This is a genomic window from Paenibacillus sp. HGH0039, assembly GCF_000411255.1.
Lineage (GTDB): Bacteria > Bacillota > Bacilli > Paenibacillales > NBRC-103111 > Paenibacillus_F.
Genome location: NZ_KE150412.1, coordinates 893,685 through 913,540, shown reverse-complemented (window position 1 = coordinate 913,540; position 19,856 = coordinate 893,685). Strand labels below are relative to the sequence as shown.

20 protein-coding genes are annotated in these 19,856 nt (G+C 55.6%); 19 read left to right on the top strand and 1 reads right to left on the bottom strand.

What is annotated here, in order from left to right; genetic code table 11:
• Nucleotides 1-11 precede the first annotated feature (11 nt).
• Nucleotides 12-1,463 carry a sporulation integral membrane protein YlbJ gene (locus HMPREF1207_RS28435; protein ID WP_016423456.1) on the bottom strand — a complete coding sequence of 484 codons (1,452 nt, stop codon included), beginning with the start codon at nucleotides 1,461-1,463 and terminating at the stop codon, nucleotides 12-14.
• A gap of 129 nt (nucleotides 1,464-1,592) precedes the next feature.
• Between HMPREF1207_RS28435 and HMPREF1207_RS03840 the strand changes: the two genes are divergently transcribed.
• From HMPREF1207_RS03840 to trmD, 19 genes are all read left to right on the top strand, one after another.
• Nucleotides 1,593-2,777, top strand: a complete 1,185-nt coding sequence (locus tag HMPREF1207_RS03840) for a SepM family pheromone-processing serine protease (protein ID WP_009673379.1) — start codon at nucleotides 1,593-1,595, stop codon at nucleotides 2,775-2,777.
• A gap of 59 nt (nucleotides 2,778-2,836) precedes the next feature.
• Nucleotides 2,837-3,352: a YceD family protein gene (locus tag HMPREF1207_RS03835; RefSeq protein WP_009673378.1), complete on the top strand. Its 516-nt coding sequence runs from the start codon at nucleotides 2,837-2,839 to the stop codon at nucleotides 3,350-3,352.
• A 33-nt stretch (nucleotides 3,353-3,385) separates the two neighbouring features.
• Nucleotides 3,386-3,559: a 50S ribosomal protein L32 gene (gene rpmF, locus HMPREF1207_RS03830; RefSeq protein ID WP_009673368.1), complete on the top strand. Its 174-nt coding sequence runs from the start codon at nucleotides 3,386-3,388 to the stop codon at nucleotides 3,557-3,559.
• 199 nt (nucleotides 3,560-3,758) lie between these two features.
• On the top strand, nucleotides 3,759-4,373 hold the full coding sequence (fapR, locus tag HMPREF1207_RS03825; protein WP_036739470.1) for a transcription factor FapR: 615 nt from the start codon (nucleotides 3,759-3,761) through the stop codon (nucleotides 4,371-4,373).
• On the top strand, nucleotides 4,357-5,346 hold the full coding sequence (plsX, locus tag HMPREF1207_RS03820) for a phosphate acyltransferase PlsX (RefSeq protein WP_009673369.1): 990 nt from the start codon (nucleotides 4,357-4,359) through the stop codon (nucleotides 5,344-5,346). Before fapR ends, plsX begins: the two co-directional genes overlap by 17 nt.
• A gap of 9 nt (nucleotides 5,347-5,355) precedes the next feature.
• Nucleotides 5,356-6,342: a beta-ketoacyl-ACP synthase III gene (locus HMPREF1207_RS03815; protein WP_009673372.1), complete on the top strand. Its 987-nt coding sequence runs from the start codon at nucleotides 5,356-5,358 to the stop codon at nucleotides 6,340-6,342.
• A gap of 27 nt (nucleotides 6,343-6,369) precedes the next feature.
• Nucleotides 6,370-7,296, top strand: coding sequence for an ACP S-malonyltransferase (fabD, locus tag HMPREF1207_RS03810; protein ID WP_009673366.1), 927 nt, complete (start codon nucleotides 6,370-6,372; stop codon nucleotides 7,294-7,296).
• A gap of 38 nt (nucleotides 7,297-7,334) precedes the next feature.
• Nucleotides 7,335-8,075: a 3-oxoacyl-[acyl-carrier-protein] reductase gene (fabG, locus tag HMPREF1207_RS03805; RefSeq protein ID WP_009673376.1), complete on the top strand. Its 741-nt coding sequence runs from the start codon at nucleotides 7,335-7,337 to the stop codon at nucleotides 8,073-8,075.
• Nucleotides 8,076-8,178: 103 nt separating this feature from the next.
• Nucleotides 8,179-8,412, top strand: a complete 234-nt coding sequence (acpP, locus tag HMPREF1207_RS03800) for an acyl carrier protein (protein WP_009673355.1) — start codon at nucleotides 8,179-8,181, stop codon at nucleotides 8,410-8,412.
• 116 nt (nucleotides 8,413-8,528) lie between these two features.
• Entirely contained in the window at nucleotides 8,529-9,764 is a 1,236-nt protein-coding gene (fabF, locus tag HMPREF1207_RS03795) for a beta-ketoacyl-ACP synthase II (RefSeq protein WP_009673365.1), read from the top strand.
• A gap of 21 nt (nucleotides 9,765-9,785) precedes the next feature.
• Nucleotides 9,786-10,487, top strand: a complete 702-nt coding sequence (gene rnc / locus HMPREF1207_RS03790) for a ribonuclease III (RefSeq protein ID WP_009673364.1) — start codon at nucleotides 9,786-9,788, stop codon at nucleotides 10,485-10,487.
• 479 nt (nucleotides 10,488-10,966) lie between these two features.
• Entirely contained in the window at nucleotides 10,967-14,545 is a 3,579-nt protein-coding gene (smc, locus tag HMPREF1207_RS03780) for a chromosome segregation protein SMC (RefSeq protein ID WP_009673371.1), read from the top strand.
• A 150-nt stretch (nucleotides 14,546-14,695) separates the two neighbouring features.
• On the top strand, nucleotides 14,696-15,685 hold the full coding sequence (gene ftsY / locus HMPREF1207_RS03775) for a signal recognition particle-docking protein FtsY (protein WP_009673370.1): 990 nt from the start codon (nucleotides 14,696-14,698) through the stop codon (nucleotides 15,683-15,685).
• A 208-nt stretch (nucleotides 15,686-15,893) separates the two neighbouring features.
• A complete protein-coding gene (locus HMPREF1207_RS03770) occupies nucleotides 15,894-16,244 on the top strand; it encodes a putative DNA-binding protein (RefSeq protein WP_009673356.1) in 351 nt (116 codons plus the stop codon).
• A 90-nt stretch (nucleotides 16,245-16,334) separates the two neighbouring features.
• Nucleotides 16,335-17,696: a signal recognition particle protein gene (gene ffh / locus HMPREF1207_RS03765; RefSeq protein WP_009673360.1), complete on the top strand. Its 1,362-nt coding sequence runs from the start codon at nucleotides 16,335-16,337 to the stop codon at nucleotides 17,694-17,696.
• A gap of 51 nt (nucleotides 17,697-17,747) precedes the next feature.
• Nucleotides 17,748-18,020: a 30S ribosomal protein S16 gene (rpsP, locus tag HMPREF1207_RS03760; RefSeq protein WP_009673359.1), complete on the top strand. Its 273-nt coding sequence runs from the start codon at nucleotides 17,748-17,750 to the stop codon at nucleotides 18,018-18,020.
• Nucleotides 18,021-18,047: 27 nt separating this feature from the next.
• Nucleotides 18,048-18,278, top strand: a complete 231-nt coding sequence (locus HMPREF1207_RS03755; protein ID WP_009673354.1) for a KH domain-containing protein — start codon at nucleotides 18,048-18,050, stop codon at nucleotides 18,276-18,278.
• A 182-nt stretch (nucleotides 18,279-18,460) separates the two neighbouring features.
• A complete protein-coding gene (gene rimM, locus HMPREF1207_RS03750) occupies nucleotides 18,461-18,982 on the top strand; it encodes a ribosome maturation factor RimM (protein WP_009673377.1) in 522 nt (173 codons plus the stop codon).
• Nucleotides 18,979-19,767 carry a tRNA (guanosine(37)-N1)-methyltransferase TrmD gene (trmD, locus tag HMPREF1207_RS03745; protein WP_009673357.1) on the top strand — a complete coding sequence of 263 codons (789 nt, stop codon included), beginning with the start codon at nucleotides 18,979-18,981 and terminating at the stop codon, nucleotides 19,765-19,767. The genes rimM and trmD overlap by 4 nt, the downstream gene beginning before the upstream one ends.
• The last annotated feature ends 89 nt before the right edge of the window (nucleotides 19,768-19,856 follow it).

Below are 19,856 nucleotides of genomic sequence, written 5' to 3'. Positions count from 1 at the left end.
TTAAGGGCCTGTCAGGCTTTAGGGCCCGTATGGAGTCTTCGCTGCGCAAATGCATGCAGTGCATAGGACAGAATGCAGCCTGCAGCCAGCACGAGCAGAAGAAAGCCAAGCTGCGCGAAGGCAGGCATCCAAATGCTCAAGGAAGAAAACAAAGCCCCTTCTCCTGTCCTAGCTATAGGGGACAGAGTTCCCGAGACTTCGAGCGTTTGCCGTCCGGAAGGCACAGATGGAAACAACCCGCTTGTGAAACGCCATAACAGGAGAACAAGCAGGTACGAAAAGCAGGCATGAAGCAGACGCGCCATCAGAAAAGGGAGATACCGCAGACCGGCGCCGTAGGCGGCGCTCAGGGCCTGTGCGTGGGAAGATAATCCGCCGAAGCCGAGAAAAGCTGCGATTAAGGCGAGTTTGATGCCTTGTGGAAGCGCCTGCTCACCCGCCGCGGCATGAGCGCCCAAGTGAAGCTCGAACAAGCCGGAGGCCAGATGATGCAGCAGGTCCGGCCCTACGGGCAGTCCGAGGAGCCCGCCTGCGGCTTGGAGCATATCCGGCATAGTCAGCATGTGAATGATGACGGAGAAAATCATAATATAGCCGCCGATGACCATCAGCGACTGCACCGAAGCTGTCACGGCCTCGCCGAGCAGCTGGCCGAACGCGCGGCCGTCCTCGCTGCGGGCGCGGACCAGGCTGCCTGCGGCCTGCCGCCACAGGGGAGCGCCGGAGGCACCGCTTCCCGCCCCGCGGCGCTTCACGGGCGGCGCCTCGCCGCCGGGCGCAGGCGCGTCCGCCCGCACGGCACGCCCCCGCGCGTCGCCCGAGCCCGTGTGCGCGCGGGCAGGCTCCGCGGCGGACCCGCCGGCGGCTCCCCCCGAATCCCCGGCTCCGTCCGCGGATTCAGGCTGCCCCGGCGCAGGCGCGCCCGCCGGCTTCTTCTGCGAAGGCAGCACGAAGCCAAGCAGCAGTGCGCCGCCGTAATGCACGCCGGCCAGCAGAAGCCCCAGGCGCGGGCTGTGCAGGAACCCGGTGCCGATCACGGTGACGATCAGCACCGGGCTTGCCAGATGCGACAGCGCCAGCAGGCGCTCGCCTTCGCCGCGCGTAAGCAGCTTCCGGCCGCGGAGCTTGGCCGTGAAGAGGGCGCCGCTCGGAAATCCGCCCAGGGCTCCCGCGGCGAGCGCCAGACCGCCCGTGCCCGGCAGGCGGAGCAGGAGCCGCGCGAGCGGCTCCAGCAGGGTGCCGAGGGCGTGAACGACACCGAAACCGAGCAGTAGCTCGGTAAGAATCATAAACGGCAGCAGCGCCGGAAATACGATGTTCCACCAGATCGTGATGCCCTCCAGAGATGCCTGGAGCGCCTTGTCCGGAAAAGCGATAATCGACGCGACCAGGGCGGCCGCAAGACTGCCGAGCAGAAGCGTGGTACGATACCCGCCGCCGCGGTGCGTTAGGGATTTCGGCATGTAAACACCTCGATTCGTTTGCTACATGTGTACGCCGGACCGAAGATGTTTAGACCAAGCCCGCCCCGCATACACTAACAAACATCCATTCTCCGATTTTCGGAAACGGAACGGGAGGGAACCCTTGAAATGAACGACAAAGATCATGAAAACCAGCGTTACAACGACGAACAGGGACAAGAAGAACGCGAACGGGAAACCGGCTTCGAGAACGGGGACAATGTCCGGGAGAGGCCCGTCATCCGCCGGGCGCATCCGCAGAGGCGTTCCAGGCGTTTTTTTACGTCGCTTCTTGTCGGCTTTCTCTGTTTTGTTATCCTGTTTTACGTTCCTCTGCCTTTTTTTATTTATATGCCCGGTACGGCTGAGGCCGTGCACCCGATGGTCAGCGTCCCCAAGAGCGACAATACCGATGAGAAAGGCTCGCTTATGCTCGTTACGGTCCGGGTGGCCAATGCGAACGTAGTGACGTATCTGTGGTCCTTGGCCAACAAATACGACGAACTTCAGCTCAAGAAAGATGTCCTCCGGGGGATGTCCGAGAAAGATTACAGCCAGCAGCAGCAGTTCGTCATGCTGACTTCCCAAAGCGACGCGATCCAGACCGCTTACAAGAAGGCGGGCGTTCCTTTCCATATAAAAGGAGAGGGCGTCATGGTCACGGGCCTCTCGCCGGGTCTTCCCGCGGAGAAAGTGATGCAGGCCGGAGACAAGGTCACCAAAGCGGACGAGAAGAAGATCCAAACTTCTCAGGATCTTTTTGCCTTTCTGGAAAACAAGAAAGAAGGAGACACCGTTACGCTGACCTTCATCCGCGGAAATAAAGAGATGACGGCGCCGCTCACGCTGGCCAAGCTGCCGCCCGATAAAGACACGGGCAAGAGCCGCGTGGGAATCGGGATTACGATGGCCGAAATGCAAAGTGTCCAGGCGGACGATCCCTCCAAGCAGGTTACCATTAAAGCGGGCGAAATAGGCGGACCGTCGGCAGGTCTGATGTTTTCCTTGGAGATTTACAACCAGCTGCTCCCCGAGGACATCACGAAGGGGCACAAAATCGCGGGAACCGGAACGATCGACACGGACGGCAAAGTAGGCGTTATCGGCGGTATCAAGCATAAAATCATCGCGGCCGACCGCGAAGGAGCCGAAATCTTTTTTGCTCCCCAGGATCTCAAAACAGACAAAGGTACGATCTACAATTACACGGATGCTTTGGCCCGCGCCAAGGAAATCGGAACGAAGATGAAGATCGTTCCCGTCGCGACGATGGACGACGCCCTAAAGTATTTGGCGGAGCTTCCTCCGAAATGATTGACAAACCGGAAGAATAATAGCTATAATTATCTTTGTTTGTTTGAGGTGATAAAAACATGTGGATTCAACTTAAAGACATCATGGCCAAAGGACAGCCTGTTGCCATCCGCGAATCGCTTAACAGCGAAACGCTGCTGAAGGGCCGCAAGGATATTTTGTCCGCAGGACCGATCGTTACGGATCTGGAGGCGAAAGCGGCGTCCGACGTCGTGGAAGTAACCGGCCGTGTTTCCGTCGAGCTTGAGTTTGGCTGTTCCCGTTGTTTGACTCCGTTCAAGCAGACGTTGAACATTCCCTTTCGGGAAATTTTTACTTCGAAACCGGAAGTGGAAGCGCAGGCTTCCGAGGATGAGGAAGAGATCGTTCATCTGGTTCGCGAAGATAAAGTGGAATTGAACCCTTACATTGAAGAGAATATACAGCTTGAGCTGCCGCTGGCGCCGGTTTGCCGGGAAGACTGCAAAGGGCTTTGTCCCGAATGCGGAACGAACCGCAACGAACGCGACTGCGGCTGCAAGAACGAACGGATCGATCCGAGACTGGCCGGTCTGGCTGATTTTTTCAACTCGTAGGGATATGGGGATTACGTTAAGGAGGTGGAATTCATGGCAGTACCGTTCAGAAAAACATCCAAAACCCGCCGCGACAAGCGCCGTACCCACTTCAAATTGGAAGTTCCGGGCATGGTTAAGTGCGAGCAGTGCGGAGAACTGAAGCTTTCTCACCGCGTTTGCAAAAACTGCGGCACATACAAAGGCAGAGAAATCGTACAAGCTTAATTTGATTAAGCTGACAAATAGTACTTCATCTTAGGTGAGGTGCTATTTTTTTTGTCCAAAAGCTGTAAGCGGATAAGGTAGAGGGAGGAGCGGGGCGGATTTATCCGCAAGGCTTCCCTTTTGCACGCAAATTATATATACTACTTTTAGTACTAGGTAATAAGAGGAGGCCATATTACCGGCCGTCTCCACAAGCAGGGTGGTGCTTGTCATCGAACGTCTTCCGAAACGCACTCGTCAGCAGCAGCTGCTGCAGGCAATTGAAGATAATCCGTTTCTGACGGATGAAGAATTAATGCGCAAGTTTCAGGTTAGCATTCAAACCGTTCGACTGGACCGTCTCGAGCTGGGGATACCCGAGCTGCGCGAACGGATCAAGCATATGGCGGAACGTTCCTACGACCAGGTGCGTTCCCTGCCCATTGATGAAGTGATCGGGGAAATCATCGATTTGCAGCTCGACAAGAGCGGCATATCCATGTTTGAACTGACCGAAGACCATGTTTTTTCCCGTACGAAAATCGCGCGTGGGCATCATATTTTCGCCCAGGCCAATTCACTCGCCGTTGCGGTCATCAACGATCCGATCGCGCTTACCGCTTCGGCCGACATCCGGTTTATCCGTTCTGCCATGCTGGGCGAGAAATGTATCGCAAAAGCGTACGTCAAGTCCCTGTCGAAGGGGAAGGCCAAGGTGGATGTGCAGACGTTTATCGGAGACGAGGTTGTTTTCGAAGGCAGCTTCGTCATCTTTCACTCCAAGAAAGAACAACTACGAACAGAAGGTGGGCAAGCCAATGCGGATCGCAATTGACGCAATGGGCGGCGACCACGCCCCGGCAATCGTCGTGGAAGGGGCTCTGGCGGCAGCCAAGGAATGGACCGATGTCGAGCTTCTGCTCGTCGGCGATTCGGCCAAGATCGAGGCGCTGCTTACGGAGCGCCCCTCGAATCTGCGTGTCATCCACGCCTCCGAGATCATCGAAGCCGAAGACGAGCCTGTCCGGGCCGTACGTCGCAAGAAAGACGCCTCGATGGTCGTCGCGGGCCGGCTGGTCAAGGAAGGCGAAGCCGACGCGATGATTTCGGCCGGCAACACCGGCGCCCTTATGACGACGGGGCTTCTCGTCGTCGGCCGGGTACCCGGCATCGAACGCCCGGCTCTCGCGCCGATGATCCCGACGCTGGACGGCAGAGGTGTTCTCGCGCTTGATCTGGGAGCGAACATGGACTCCAGTCCCGAAAACCTGCTCCAATACGCCATCATGGGCAGTATATACAGAAGCAAGGTTCACGGCATGGACCGTCCCCGCGTGGGTCTGCTGAACATCGGCACGGAAGCGATGAAAGGGAATGAGCTGACGAAGGCGGCGTATCCGCTGCTGGAGCAAGCTCCCGTAAATTTCGTGGGCAACGTCGAGTCCCGAGACGTTCTCCGCGCCGAATACGACGTTATCGTGTGCGACGGATTTGCAGGTAACATTATGCTGAAAACGCTGGAGGGGACGGCATTGGCTGTTTTCTCCGCTTTGAAAACCGAACTTACCCGTACGACGCTGACCAAACTGGCCGCGGCCGTGCTGAAACCGGGCTTGTCCGCTTTCAAGGAAATGTTCGATTACACGGAGCACGGAGCGGCTCCGCTGCTCGGATTAACCGGGCTCGTGCTGAAAAGCCACGGCTCGTCCGACGCGAAGGCGATCAAGAACGCCGTGCGTCAGGCGAGAACAGCGCTGCAGAACGACCTGGTTGGCGCAATCGCTACTGAAATCAAGAACGGGAAGTGAGTGGTCCTAATGAATGGCATTCCTGTAGGCATTCTGGGCGCGGGTAAATATGTGCCTGATCGGGTTTTAACGAATCAGGAACTGGAATCTATGGTGGAGACGAACGATGAATGGATCGTGACGCGCACCGGAATCCGGGAACGGAGAATGGCGGCTCCCGAGCAGGCAACCTCCGATTTGGCGCTTGAGGCTTCACGCATTGCGCTTGAGAAAGCCGGAATTACGGCGGATCAGCTGGATTTGATCATTGTGGCTACCGTTACGCCGGATATGGCGTTTCCGTCGGCTTCGTGCATTCTGCAGGAGAAGCTGGGCGCCAAGAACGCGGCGGCCTTCGATTTGGCCGCAGCCTGCGCCGGCTTTATCTACGGCCTCGCCAATGCGTCCAATTTTATCGCTAACGGTATTTACAAATATGCCCTCGTCATAGGAGCGGATACCTTGTCGCGGATCACGGATTACACGGACCGCAACACGTGCATTCTGTTTGGCGACGGAGCAGGTGCCGTCGTGATCGGCGCGGTGCCGGAAGGACGCGGATTCAAGTCCTTTGAACTCGGTGCGGACGGCTCCGGTGCGGAGCTTCTTAAGATCGCCGGCGGCGGTTCCCGCAATCCGGCATCCCCCGAAAGCCTCGACCAGCGCCTTCACTACATCTATATGGCAGGCAGCGAAGTGTTCAAATTCGCGGTCCGCATCATGGGATCGGCCGCGGAAGAAGCGCTTCGCAAAGCGGGACTTCATAAAAACGATATCGATCTTCTGATTCCGCATCAGGCGAACATCCGGATTATCCAATCCGCGCTCAACCGTCTGGAGCTGACCGAGGACAAATGCATGATCAACCTGGACCGTTACGGCAACATGTCGGCCGCTTCCATTCCGGTAGCGTTGGCGGAGGCTGCCGAGCAGGACCGTCTTAAAGAAGGCGACACGACAGTGCTGGTCGGCTTCGGCGGCGGTCTGACTTGGGGAGCGTCCGTGCTGGTCTGGTAAAAAAGTGGAAGGGGAATCCTGACGTTTATGGGCAAGATAGCTTTTGTATTTCCAGGACAGGGAGCCCAGTCGGTCGGCATGGGGAAGGATGCTTATGACGCTCATGAAGGAGCGAAACGCGTCTTCGACGAGGCCGACAAGGCACTAGGCTACTCCTTATCTTCTCTCGTATTCGAGGGACCCGAGGACGAACTGAAAATTACGTATCATACACAACCCGCTCTGCTTACCGCGAGTGTGGCTTATCTGGAAGTGTTCCGCCAAAAAGGCATCGTGCCGGACTTTACGGCCGGGCACAGCCTGGGCGAATATTCCGCGCTGGTAGCCTCCGGCGTGCTCGGCTTCGAGGATGCCGTGCGCACCGTGCGTGCGCGCGGCGAGTTTATGGAACAGGCCGTGCCGGGCGGGCTTGGCGCGATGGCTGCCGTACTGGGAGCCGAGCGCGGGGCGCTGGACGAGCTTTGCCGCTCCGTCAGCGCTGAAACCGGCGCAGTCGAGTTGGCCAATATCAACTGCCCGGGCCAGATCGTCGTTTCCGGCACCCGCGAAGGCGTGCAGGCGGTCGTGGACCGCGCCAAGGAAATCGGCGCGAAACGGGCGATTCCGCTCGAAGTGAGCGGGCCGTTCCACTCCTCGCTGATGAAACCGGCGTCGGAGAAGCTGGCGGACGTGCTTGCGGGCCTCAGCCTGCAGGAAGCCGCCGTGCCCGTCGTGGCCAACGTTACGGCGCGTTCGGTCACTTCGCCGGATGAGATCCGCGACCTTCTGGTCCGCCAGGTGTATTCTCCGGTGCTGTGGGAAGACACCGTCGCTTGGCTGATCGAGCAGGGTGTCGACACCTTCGTCGAGATCGGCTCGGGGACGGTGCTCGCCGGTCTGATCAAGAAAGTCAGCCGGAGCGTGAAAGTCGTTTCCGTCAACAACCTGGAAGCGGCGCTTCAGGCCGAGATTTAAGCGTCACACAAATTCATGATGTAGTGGGAGGACAAGCCATGCTGAGTGGTAAAGCGGCGCTCGTTACCGGAGCTTCCCGCGGAATCGGCCGCGCGATTGCCCTGGAACTTGCCGCAAGCGGGGCCGATGTGGCAGTCAACTATGCAGGCAGCGAACAGGCTGCGGAAGAAGTCGTTAAAGAGATCGAGGCGATGGGAAGACGCGCGGTTAAGCTCCGCGGCGATGTAAGCAAATCCCAGGAAGCCGAAGATCTTGTCAAGCAGACGATTGAAGCCTTGGGCAGTCTGGACATACTGGTGAATAATGCCGGAATTACCCGGGATAATCTCATTATGCGGATGAAAGAGGAAGACTTTGACATCGTCATCGCGACCAATCTCAAAGGCGTTTTCAACTGCACCAAAGCGGCGACCCGCCCCATGATGAAACAGCGTTCGGGCCGCATTATCAATATCTCGTCCGTCGTGGGCGTGCTCGGCAACCCCGGGCAGGCCAATTACGTGGCGGCGAAAGCGGGCGTCATCGGTCTCACGAAGGCGTCCGCCAAGGAGCTTGCGTCCCGCGGGATTACCGTCAATGCGGTAGCGCCTGGCTTCATCTCCACCGATATGACCGACAAGCTGCCGGAGGAGCAGAAGGCAACCCTTCTGCAGCAAATTCCGCTCGGCAAGCTCGGCAAGCCGGAGGATATCGCGAAAATCGTCCGTTTCCTCGCTTCGGACGAAGGTTCCTACATGACCGGCCAGACGCTTCACGTCGACGGCGGCATGTACATGTAAGACGCCCTACGGGGCCCGTGCCGCAGTCGGCGGTTGTCCCGCTTAGACAAGTATGGCATTTTGATTCGTATTCTCGTATAATACCAAGGAGGAGGTGAGCCGGATGTCCGACGTACTAGATCGCGTAAAGAAAATTATCATCGACCGTTTAGGGGTAGAAGAAACTGAAGTTACCCTTGAAGCGTCTTTCAAAGAAGATTTAGGTGCTGATTCTCTCGATGTTGTAGAATTGGTTATGGAACTTGAAGATGAATTTGATCTGGAGATTTCCGACGAAGATGCTGAGAAGATTACGACTGTGGGAGAAGTAGTGAATTACATAAAATCTCATACGTAAAAATCTTTGGAGTCCCGTTCTAAAAAGAGTCCCGTTCTCATAAAGGCGGGACTTCTCCTCATTTTCTGAACGTAGAAAAAGCGAGAGAAAACACCCTTAATTCAGAGGTGGTACACGTGAATAGAGTTGTTATTACAGGACTTGGAGTTATGAGCTCCCTGGGTCAAGAAGTGGATACTTTCTGGGGCAATCTGCTTGCGGGCAAATCCGGTGTTAGCGCTATCGAAAGCTTCGACGTAAGCGAGTATCCGACGCGCATCGCCGCATCCGTTAAAGATTTCAACCCCGAAGATTATATAGATAAACGTGAAGCAAGAAGAATGGACCGCTTCGTGCAGTTTGCGGTTGCGGCCAGCATCAACGCCTTGAAGAGCTCCGGCTTGAACATACAGGAAGATACGGATCCCGAGCGGGTCGGCGTTTATGTCGGTTCCGGAATCGGCGGCCTGTCGACTTGGGAAGAACAGCATAAAATTCTGCTTGAAAAAGGACCGAAGAGGGTCAGCCCGTTCTTCATTCCGATGATGATCGCGAATATGGCTTCAGGCCAAATCTCGATGATTACCGGAGCGAAGGGTCCGAACAGCACGGCGGTTACCGCTTGCGCGACCGGAACGCACTCCATCGGAGATTCGTTCAAACTCATTCAGCGCGGAGATGCCGATGTGATGATTTGCGGCGGAGCCGAAGCGACCATCAGCCCGACGGGCGTTGCCGGCTTCTGCGCGCTCCGTGCGATGTCTACCCGCAACGACGAGCCTGAGAAGGCGAGCCGTCCTTTTGACACGGGCCGAGACGGCTTCGTGATGGGTGAGGGTGCGGGTGTCCTCGTACTGGAGTCGCTTGAGCACGCACAGAAGCGCGGCGCCCACATCTACGCCGAAGTCATCGGCTACGGAATGAGCGGTGACGCGCATCATATGACGGAGCCCGATCCGGACGGAGCGGCCCGCTGCATGGTCAAAGCGATCAAGGACGCAGGCATCGCGCCGGAAGAGATCGACTACATCAATGCGCATGGTACGAGTACGCCGGTCGGGGACAAGTCCGAAACAACGGCCATCAAGAAAGCGCTGGGTGAGCATGCTTACAAAGTCGCTGTCAGCTCGACGAAATCCATGACCGGTCATCTTCTGGGTGCAGCCGGCGGCGTTGAAGCCGTTATTTGCGGGCTTACGCTCGAAAACGGTATCATTCCGCCGACGATTAACCTGGACGACCAGGATCCGGAATGCGACCTGGATTACGTGCCGAACGTTCCCCGCAAGAGCGACGTTCAGGTGGCCATGTCCAACTCCTTCGGGTTCGGCGGACATAACGCAACGATTATTTTGAAAAAATATCAAGCCTAACAACCGGCCGGTGGTGAGAACATGAACCGAGACGTCAACCAGCTTCTAGCCGACATGGAGATCCGCTTTCAAGACCTCGATTTGCTTAGGCAGGCTTTTACGCACTCTTCCTATGTGAATGAACACCGGATGGCGAATTACCAGGACAATGAGCGTCTTGAGTTTTTGGGTGATGCCGTTTTGGAACTAACGGTGTCGGAATACTTGTATTTCAAGTATCCGCACCGCACAGAGGGAGAGCTAACGAAGCTTCGGGCGTCGATCGTTTGTGAACCTTCGCTAGTCAACTTTGCGGAGAAGCTCAATTTCGGGAGTTACGTACAGCTCGGCAAAGGAGAGGAAATGACGGGAGGCCGTTCGCGTCCCGCGCTTCTCGCCGATGTTTTCGAGTCTTTTATCGGAGCGCTGTACCTGGACCAGGGGCTTGAAGCGGTTAAGCTCTTTTTGCAGCAGCATGTGTTTCCCTATGTATCAGCGGAGGGCAAGCTGCTCGTGATCGATTATAAGACGCAACTGCAGGAACATACCCAGCACCACAATATGGGGGCGCTCGAATACCGTATCGTGGAAGAGCGAGGTCCGGCTCACGAGAGAGAGTTTGTGGCTGAGGTCTATATGGATGCCAAACAGCTCGGCAAAGGGGCCGGACGTTCCAAGAAAGAAGCGGAACAGCAGGCGGCTTCCCAAGCATTGACGAAGCTGAATGTGCCCATGGAGCGTTAGAAGCGAAGCAAGATGGCTGACGCGGCGGAGTATCGTCTCCGAGCGCGCCGTCCTATAAAGCAGAGAAAGAGCAGCCCAGGAGCTGCTCTTTTCTTTTGCGCTCTATTTTGAACGCGGGATATGGTACAATAGAGGCTGAGTTAGCGCCGGGCCGCGCTCTTCTACAAGGGGATAAATCCCCCGGTTTGATAAAAAACGCCGAGAGATCGGATACCGGACAGGCTGTCAGAGGGGCCGGTAAAGCCGAACGGCTTCGGGGTGCCTTCTCCGGCCGTAAGCTTAGGCAGTTAGGACAGCCGTGAACGCAGCCCGCCAATCCTTACAAAGCGGCTTTTCTTGCGAAAAGCTGAGCATGCTTATGAATAACTTTTCTTGCGAAAAGTTTTGTGACGCTTACGAAGTAACTTTGCTACCCGCAAAGTTTAGCAGTCCTTACGAAGTAACTTTTCTAGCGAAAAGTTTTGAGGTGAAAAGAATCTATGTTTTTGAAGCGGATTGAATTATCCGGATTTAAATCGTTCGCGGACCGCACGGAGCTGGAGTTCGTCAAAGGAATCACGGCTGTAGTCGGTCCGAACGGCAGTGGGAAGAGCAACATTTCAGACGGCATCCGCTGGGTGCTCGGGGAAACGAGCGCGAAGAGTTTGCGCGGCGGCAAGATGGAAGATGTGATTTTTGCCGGCAGCGACGCGCGCAGAGCCGTTAATTACGGCGAAGTATCGCTCACGCTCGACAATACGTCCCAGTCGCTGCCTCTCGATTACAACGAGGTGACGGTCAGCCGGCGTGTGCACCGGAGCGGAGACAGCGAGTATTTTATAAACAAGCAGTCCTGCAGGCTGAAAGACATTACCGAACTGTTTATGGATACCGGAATCGGAAAAGAGGCGTATTCGATTATCGGCCAAGGCCGGATCGAAGAAATTTTGAGCAATAAATCGGAAGAGCGCCGCAGTATTTTTGAGGAAGCATCCGGAATCGTCAAATATAAATCGCGCAAGAAGGAGTCGGAGAAGAAACTCCAGGAAACCGAGCAGAATCTTCTGCGCATTCATGACCTCGTTACGGAGCTGGAAGATCAGATCAATCCCTTGCGGGAGCAGGCCGAGAAAGCGATCCGCTACAAAGAGCTGAAGGAAGAACTGAAGCATAGCGAAATCGCCGTATACGTTCACCAGATCGATCAGATCTATGTCTCCTGGTCGGAGACAAACGAGAAGCTTACCGCTTTGAAAAAGGAGCAGCTCAGCTTGTCCACGTTTGTCAGCCAGCACGATGCCCAATTGGAGAAACACCGCTGGGAAACGAAACGGCTGGAGGAAGAACTGGAGAAGCTTCAGGAAACCCTGCTGCAAATCTCCGAGGATTTCGAAAAATGCGAAGGCCACGGCGAGGTGCTCAAGGAACGGAAGAAAAATTTCGCTTCCAACGAACAGCAGTTGGAGCAGACCATCGTTCTTCAGGAAACGAGATTTTCGGAGAAAGAAGCGGAGCTGGCCGGGCACCGTGAGAAAATCGTACATATCGGCGCGCAGCTGTTCGAGTATCAAGCCAAGCTGTCCGAAGAGGAGAATCGTCTCCAGGGGGTCAGCGGCGGCTTGAATTCGGGCGTGGAGGATCAGCTGAAATCCGAGCTTCTCGATAAAATGAATGCGATGGCGCAGTGCCGCAACGAAATCCGTTATGCGGAGCAGCAGCTCGAATCGTTGGCGCGGCGGCTTCAAAAGCTGGAAGAAGAAGGGCAGAAGAGGACCGCTTTGCAGTCCGATATCGCCGCCCGCAAGAAGCAGCTTGAAACAAAACTGGAGCAGACCCGTAAAGAAGTCGAGAAGATCCGTTCCGCTTATCTCGATTTGAGCGAAAGTCTCAAGAAGAAGCAGACGCTGCTGGAAGAATCGTCCGGCATGCTGCGCAAATGGGAGCAGCGGATCGACGCGCTCACATCCAGACGCGACACAATGAAAGAAATGCAGAACGATTACGACGGCTTTATGCACGGCGTTAAGGAAGTGTTAAAAGCCAAGAACCGTTCCGACGGGCTCAAAGGGATTCACGGGGCCGTAGCGGAGCTTGTCAGCGTGCCGGCGGAAATCGAGCTGGCCGTGGAAACGGCTCTCGGCGGAGCCCTGCAGAATATCGTCGTGGCGACGGAAGCTTACGGCCGCGAAGCGATCGCTTTCCTGAAGCGCCGGCAGATGGGGCGCGCGACGTTTCTGCCCATGGATGTCATCCGGGGACGTTCGATCGGTGAAAGTGAGCGCGGTGCGCTGACGTCTTCGAACGGGTTCGTGGGCATCGGGGTTGACTTGATTAAATTCGACCCGCAGTATCACAATATTTTTTCCAGTTTACTGGGTACGGTTATTATTGCGGAAACGCTGGAAGATGCGAACCGGATTGCCGCCAAAGCGCATTACCGGTACCGTGTCGTTACGCTTGAAGGAGATATCGTTAACCCGGGCGGTTCCATGACGGGCGGGAGTCTTCAGAAAAAAAGCTCCAACCTGCTCGGCCGCCAGCGGCAGATCGAGGAGCTTGACGGCGAGATCGAAGCTTCGGAGACGCAGCTTCAGCAGCTCAAGACGAGGGCTTCTCAGGCCCGCAAAGAGATTGTCGAAGACAACGCGAATCTGGAAGAACTGCGGGGGCGCGGTGAGCAGAAGCGGATCGAAGAACAGCAGATCCGTGCGGATCTGGCTCCGCTTGAAGCGGAAGTGCGCCGCATGGAGGAGCAGCTGACGCTGGAGCGCGACGACCGTTCGACGCTGCTTGAGGAACGCGGCCAGCAGGAGCGCAGCATCGAAGAAAACCGCCGGCAGCTCGAAGAGCTGCAGCAGGAAGAGGAGGCGCTTCAGCAGGCCATCCGGGATGCCGAGTCTTCGCGCAAAGCGAACGAATCGGCGAAGGAGGAATTGCAGAACCAGCTGACGGATCTCAAGGTTCGCGTCGCTTCCGCTTCGCAGGAGAAGCAGTCGCTGCAGGATCAGCAGCGGAGGCTCCAGCAGGATCTCGCGGAAGCGAAGCAGGAGCTGGAGATGAATCGCCGCCAGTTGTGGCAGCTTCGCGCGGAGATGGAATTCCATGCGGAAGAAAGCGTGAAGCAGGTGGAATTGCTCAATACGCTGAAACTTCGCAAGCAGAAATGCACGGAGGACATCGAGTTCAAACGTTCCGAACGCGCGGGGTGGATGGACAAGCTCCAGCAGGCCGAGAACGAAACCCGCCAACAGCGTACGCAGCTCAAGCAGGTGGAGGAGCAGTGCCTGCAGCACGAGGTGCGCGTGAACCGGCTGGACGTGGAGCTGGAGAACCTGCTCAAAAAGCTTGGCGAAGAGTACGAAATGAGCTACGAACTCGCCAAAGAACGCTACCCGGTGCCGGAAGATATCACCGGCGCACAGAACAAGGTTCGCGATCTGAAGCGCTCCATCTCTTCGCTGGGCGATGTCAACCTGGGCGCGATCGAGGAATACGCCCGCGTGTCCGAGCGTTACGATTTCCTTTCCGTCCAGAAGGACGATCTGGTGGAGGCGAAAACAACGCTCTACACCGTGATCCGGGAGATGGACCAGGAAATGTCGAAGCGCTTCAAAACGACCTTCGATGCGATTCGCTCCCATTTCGTGGTCGTTTTCGTGAAGCTGTTCGGCGGAGGCCGGGCGGATCTGATTTTGTCCGATCCGGAAAACTTGCTGGAGACGGGCATCGAGATCGTAGCCCAGCCTCCGGGTAAAAAACTGCAGAACCTGCAGCTGCTCTCCGGCGGGGAAAGAGCGCTCACGGCGCTTGCGCTGCTGTTCTCGATTCTGCGCGTCAAGCCCGTTCCGTTCTGCGTGCTGGACGAAGTCGAGGCGGCGCTGGATGAAGCGAACGTGACCCGTTTTGCCGAGTATTTGCGCGAATTCTCCGAAACGACCCAGTTTATCGTGGTCACGCACCGCAAGGGAACGATGGAGGAAGCGGACGTGCTTTACGGGGTTACGATGGAAGAAGGCGGCGTTTCCAAGCTTGTATCCGTACGGCTTGAAGACGAGGAAGCGATGATTTCCGCCTCTTGACGAGAAACGGCGATTCCGGAAACAAGTATCGTCCGCGTCCGAGAACCCTGATTTCACGGGCGGTAAATCCGGTTATATAAACGTGTATTTTCGATCAGCCACTTTTCAGGCTCTTTAAGAGCCATTTCAGAAAGCGAGGAACAGCTTCAGATGAGTTTTTTTAAACGGTTAAAAGAGAGCATTTCGAGCAAAACCGAGGCGGTAACGAATAAATTTAAGGAAGGTCTCACCAAAACGCGCGATGTCTTCGTGGACCGTGTGGACGATCTCTTCAGCCGCCGCAAAAAAATCGACGAAGAATTTTACGAGGAGCTGGAAGAAATCCTGATCGGCGCCGACGTCGGCGTGAGCACGGTCATGGAGCTGATCGAGCAGCTGCGCGGTGAAGTGCGCAAACGTAAAATCGAAGATCCGAACGACCTTCAACCGGTGCTGTCCGAGAAGCTGACGGAGCTCCTGAAGGGCAGCGAAGACAGCAGCATCAGGCTGGCTCCGGGCGGGCTGAGCATTATCTTGTTCGTCGGCGTTAACGGCGTGGGCAAAACGACCACCATCGGTAAAATGGCGCATATGTACAAATCGCAGGGTAAAAAAGTCATCCTGGCCGCAGGCGATACGTTCCGGGCCGGCGCGATCGAGCAGCTCGAAACGTGGGGACAGCGTGTAGGCGTGGACGTCATCAAGCAGCAGGCGGGTTCCGACCCGGCGGCTGTCATGTTTGACGCCGTGCAGGCCGCGAAAAACCGCGGGGCGGACATTCTGCTTTGCGATACGGCGGGACGTCTGCAGAACAAGGTGAACCTGATGGAGGAGCTCAACAAGATTTACCGGGTGATCCGCAGGGAAGTTCCCGATGCTCCGCATGAAGTGCTTCTCGTGCTGGACGCCACGACAGGTCAGAATGCCCTTCAGCAGGCTAAAATGTTCGGCGACAAAACCGGTCTGACCGGCCTCGTCTTAACGAAGCTGGACGGTACGGCGAAAGGCGGCATCGTGGTTGCGATCCGGCAGGAGCTGAACATTCCCGTAAAATTCGTGGGACTGGGCGAGAAAATGGACGATTTGCAGCCGTTTGATTCCGAGCAGTTCGTTCATGCGCTGTTCGGCAAATGGATCGCCGAGGAAAAAGCGGAGGCTTAAGGGGCCTCCGACCCGAGCTGAACCCCGTGCGGTCGGCATTGTTCTTTACTTGAAAGGTACTTGTGCGCGAGCCTTCTCGAAGGAGGTATTTCGCAGCGCCGCGAATTTTTTAGCTGACAAGGTGAAGGACTTGACATCCCATCCGACATCCTTTAATATAAGGACTGTTGCTGGTGTAAAGTGCATAACCTTGACGGAGGCGGGCCCTATGACGGAAGATCGCATTCTGGAGAAAACGAACCGAATTAATCTTCTGTTTGATTTCTACGAGCCCATGCTGACGGACAAACAGCAGGCTGTGCTTAAACTGTACTTTCACGACGATTACTCTCTCGGAGAAATCGCCGAGCAATTCAAGATCAGCCGCCAGGCTGTTTACGAACATGTGAAACGCGCGGAGCAGATGCTCGAAGATTACGAGAGCAAACTTCTGCTGCTGACGAAACACGAACGCCGCTTGAAGCTTCTGAGCGAGGCGGAGGAGTTGCTCCTCCAGTCGCCGGGCGACCTTGCGGACCGGGCCGCGGATTACATGCGCCGGATCGTTCATACGGAATAGAACGAATAGCTCTGCCGAGGCAGAGACCCATACATGTTAAGAAGACGTAAGTTCAAAGCAATTGAAACAAGCAGGAAGGAGGCGGTTTAGATGGCATTCGAAGGATTAACCGGCAGGCTGCAGGGCGTATTCGACAAGCTCCGGGGCAAAGGCAAGCTGACGGAAGAAGACGTGAGCGAGGCGCTTCGCGAAGTGCGTCTGGCTCTTCTGGAAGCCGACGTTAACTTCAAAGTAGTCAAAGACTTCATCGCCAAGGTGAAAGAGCGCGCGGTCGGACAAGACGTGATGAAAAGCTTCACCCCCGGCATGGTCGTCATCGACATCGTAAACAAAGAGCTTACCGACCTTATGGGCGGAACGCACACGAAGCTGGCCAAAGCGAACAAACCGCCTACCGTTATTATGATGGTCGGTTTGCAGGGTGCGGGTAAAACGACAACGTCCGGCAAGCTGGCTAAAATGCTGCAGAAGCAAAATCACAAGCCGCTGCTGGTTGCCTGCGATATTTACCGGCCCGCTGCCATCAAGCAGCTGCAGGTGTTGGGCGATCAGCTGAAGGTTCCCGTGTTTTCCATGGGCGACCAGGTCAGTCCCGTCGAAATCGCGAAGAACGGGCTTCAGTTCGCCAAGGATAACAACAACGACTACGTGATCGTCGATACGGCCGGACGGCTGCACATTGACGAAGCGCTTATGGATGAGCTGAAAAATGTGCGCGAAGCGGTCGGCCCGCACGAAACGCTGCTGGTCGTCGACGCGATGACGGGGCAGGATGCCGTCAATGTGGCTGAAAGTTTCCACAAGCAGTTGGAACTGACGGGTGTCGTCCTGACTAAGCTCGACGGCGATACGCGCGGCGGTGCCGCACTATCGGTCAAAGCCGTTACCGGCTGTCCCATCAAGTTCGCCGCAATGGGCGAGAAAATGGACGCGCTGGAGCCTTTCTATCCGGAGCGGATGGCTTCGAGGATTCTCGGCATGGGCGATATGCTCACCCTGATCGAGAAGGCGCAGGCGGGTATCGACGCGGATAAAGCCAAGGAAATGGAACGCAAGATGCGCAATGCCGAGTTCACGTTCGACGATTTCCTCGAACAGATGGAACAGGTGAAGAAGCTCGGTCCGCTGGACCAGCTGCTGGATATGCTCCCCGGAGCCGGCAAAATGAAAGGCATGAAAGACCTGAAAGTCGATGATAAACAGATGGGCCGTGTCGAGGCCATCGTTAAATCGATGACGAAGGAAGAGAAACGCAAGCCTGAAATCATTAATGCCAACCGGCGCAAACGCATCGCGCTCGGCAGCGGCAATTCCGTTCAAGATGTCAACCGGCTGCTGAAGCAGTTTGAAGATATGCGCAAAATGATGAAGCAGTTCTCGGGCATGATGAATCCCAAAGCCATGAAGAACATGAAGAAGCTGGGCAAAGGGTTCAAGTTTCCGTTCGGTTAACGGCCGGCGGTTTCGATACAAGGCGTTTATTCTATGTGGGAGGTGATATTCATGGCAGTTCGTATTCGTTTGAAGCGTATGGGTGCTCACAAAGCTCCTTTTTATCGTGTAGTTGTTTCCGATTCCCGCTCTCCGCGTGACGGACGTTTTATCGAGGAGATCGGTTACTATAACCCGGTAGCTCAACCTGCAGTCGTTAAAATCGACGAGGAGAAAGCACTGAAATGGCTCCAAAACGGCGCGCAAGCGTCCGATACGGTTCGTTCCCTGTTCAGCAAAGCAGGTCTTATGACCAAGTTCCACGAGTCTAAGCTGAAGAAGTAATCCTACCCAGGCATTTCGGAGGTCTTTATGAAAGAGGTCATTACCGTTATCGCGAAGGCACTCGTGGATCATCCGGAAGACGTGCGTGTGAATGCGGTGGAAGGCGAGAACAGTGTCGTTTATGAACTGTCCGTACACCCGGGTGATGTCGGTAAAGTTATCGGCAAACAGGGGCGTATCGCCAAAGCTCTTCGCACAGTCGTCACGTCAGCTGCAGTTAAGGAAAACAAACGGGTTACCGTTGAAATTATGTCATAGAGGAAAAGGTTAGGATCATTCCTAGCCTTTTTCTTGCATCTGAACACGAGAAACCGTTTCCTGCCGGAAGGGCGTCCGAGGAAACAAGACCGGACAGGCGGACGGAACCCGGTTTTGAGCATTTTCGGCGTCCGGGATCGGAACAAGTATGGAAACGGGACAGAGGTGGAAAAATAAAGGATATGAGCGATAAATTATATACGGTCGGGACCATAGTCAACACGCACGGTCTGCGAGGAGAACTGAAAGTTGTGCCGCACACGGATTTTGCCGAGCAGCGCTTTGCAGACGGCAGCAAGCTGGTCATCGAGGATGCCAAAGGTAAACTTACACCGGTGACCATTAAAAGCACACGGCTGCACAAAAATATGTACATCGCTCAGTTCAAGGAGTTTTCTCACATCAACGAGGTTGAAATTTTCAAGAGCTCCCTGCTGCGGGTGGAAGAAAAATACCTGGAAAGTCTGAACGAGGACGAGTACTATTATCACGAGATTTTAGGCTGCCGGGTCCTCACTGAAGAAGGTGAAGAACTCGGCACGATTCAGGAAATTCTGACGCCGGGCGCGAACCATGTCTGGGTAGTAGGCAGACCGAATAAAAAACAGCTGCTTCTCCCTGTGATCGACGACGTAGTGCTGGATGTGAACGTGGAAGAGAAGATCGTAACGGTTCATCTTCTGGAGGGGCTGCTCGATTTATGAACATAGACGTACTGACTCTGTTTCCTGCCATGTTTGAAGGCGTATTTACGTCGAGCATTTTGGGCAAAGCCCGGGAAAAAGGCATCGTGAATCTGTCCACCGTAAATTTCAGGGATTTTGCAGGCAACAAGCATAACACGGTGGATGACTATCCCTATGGCGGCGGCGGGGGAATGGTGCTTAAACCGGATCCGATCTTTGCGGCGGTAGAGTCCCTGCTTGATGTGCCTTCGAGCGGCTCGGAAACGGCCGGAGAGCCGGTTTCGACGGGTGCCAGGCCGCGTGTCATTCTGATGTGCCCCCAAGGCGAGACGTTTACCCAGCGGAAGGCCGAAGAGTTGTCCCGGGAAGAACATCTTATTTTTATTTGCGGGCACTATGAAGGCTATGACGAACGGATACGGGAGCATCTCGTGACGGACGAGCTGTCTATCGGCGACTATGTGCTCACGGGCGGAGAGCTTCCGGCCATGGTGGTGATCGACAGTGTCGTGCGTCTGCTTCCCGGCGTACTGGGCAACGAGCAGTCGGCGGTGACGGATTCCTTCAGCACAGGCCTCCTGGAGTATCCGCACTACACGCGTCCCGTTGAGTTCAGGGGATGGACCGTCCCGGATGTGCTGATTTCGGGCCATCACGCGAACATTACCGAATGGCGCCGGCTGCAGTCGCTTTACCGCACGTTCAAACGCAGGCCCGAACTGCTTGAGAATGCCGAGCTGACGGACAAAGAGAAACGCTGGCTGCGTGAGAAAATGGCCGAGGAAGAGGGACAGCAGGGCTGAAAATCACTCGAAATCCGGGATTTTTTACAGCTGTTTCGAATCTTTTCTACCAAAACAGAAAATACGAACGATTTTGGTTGTTTTTCTGT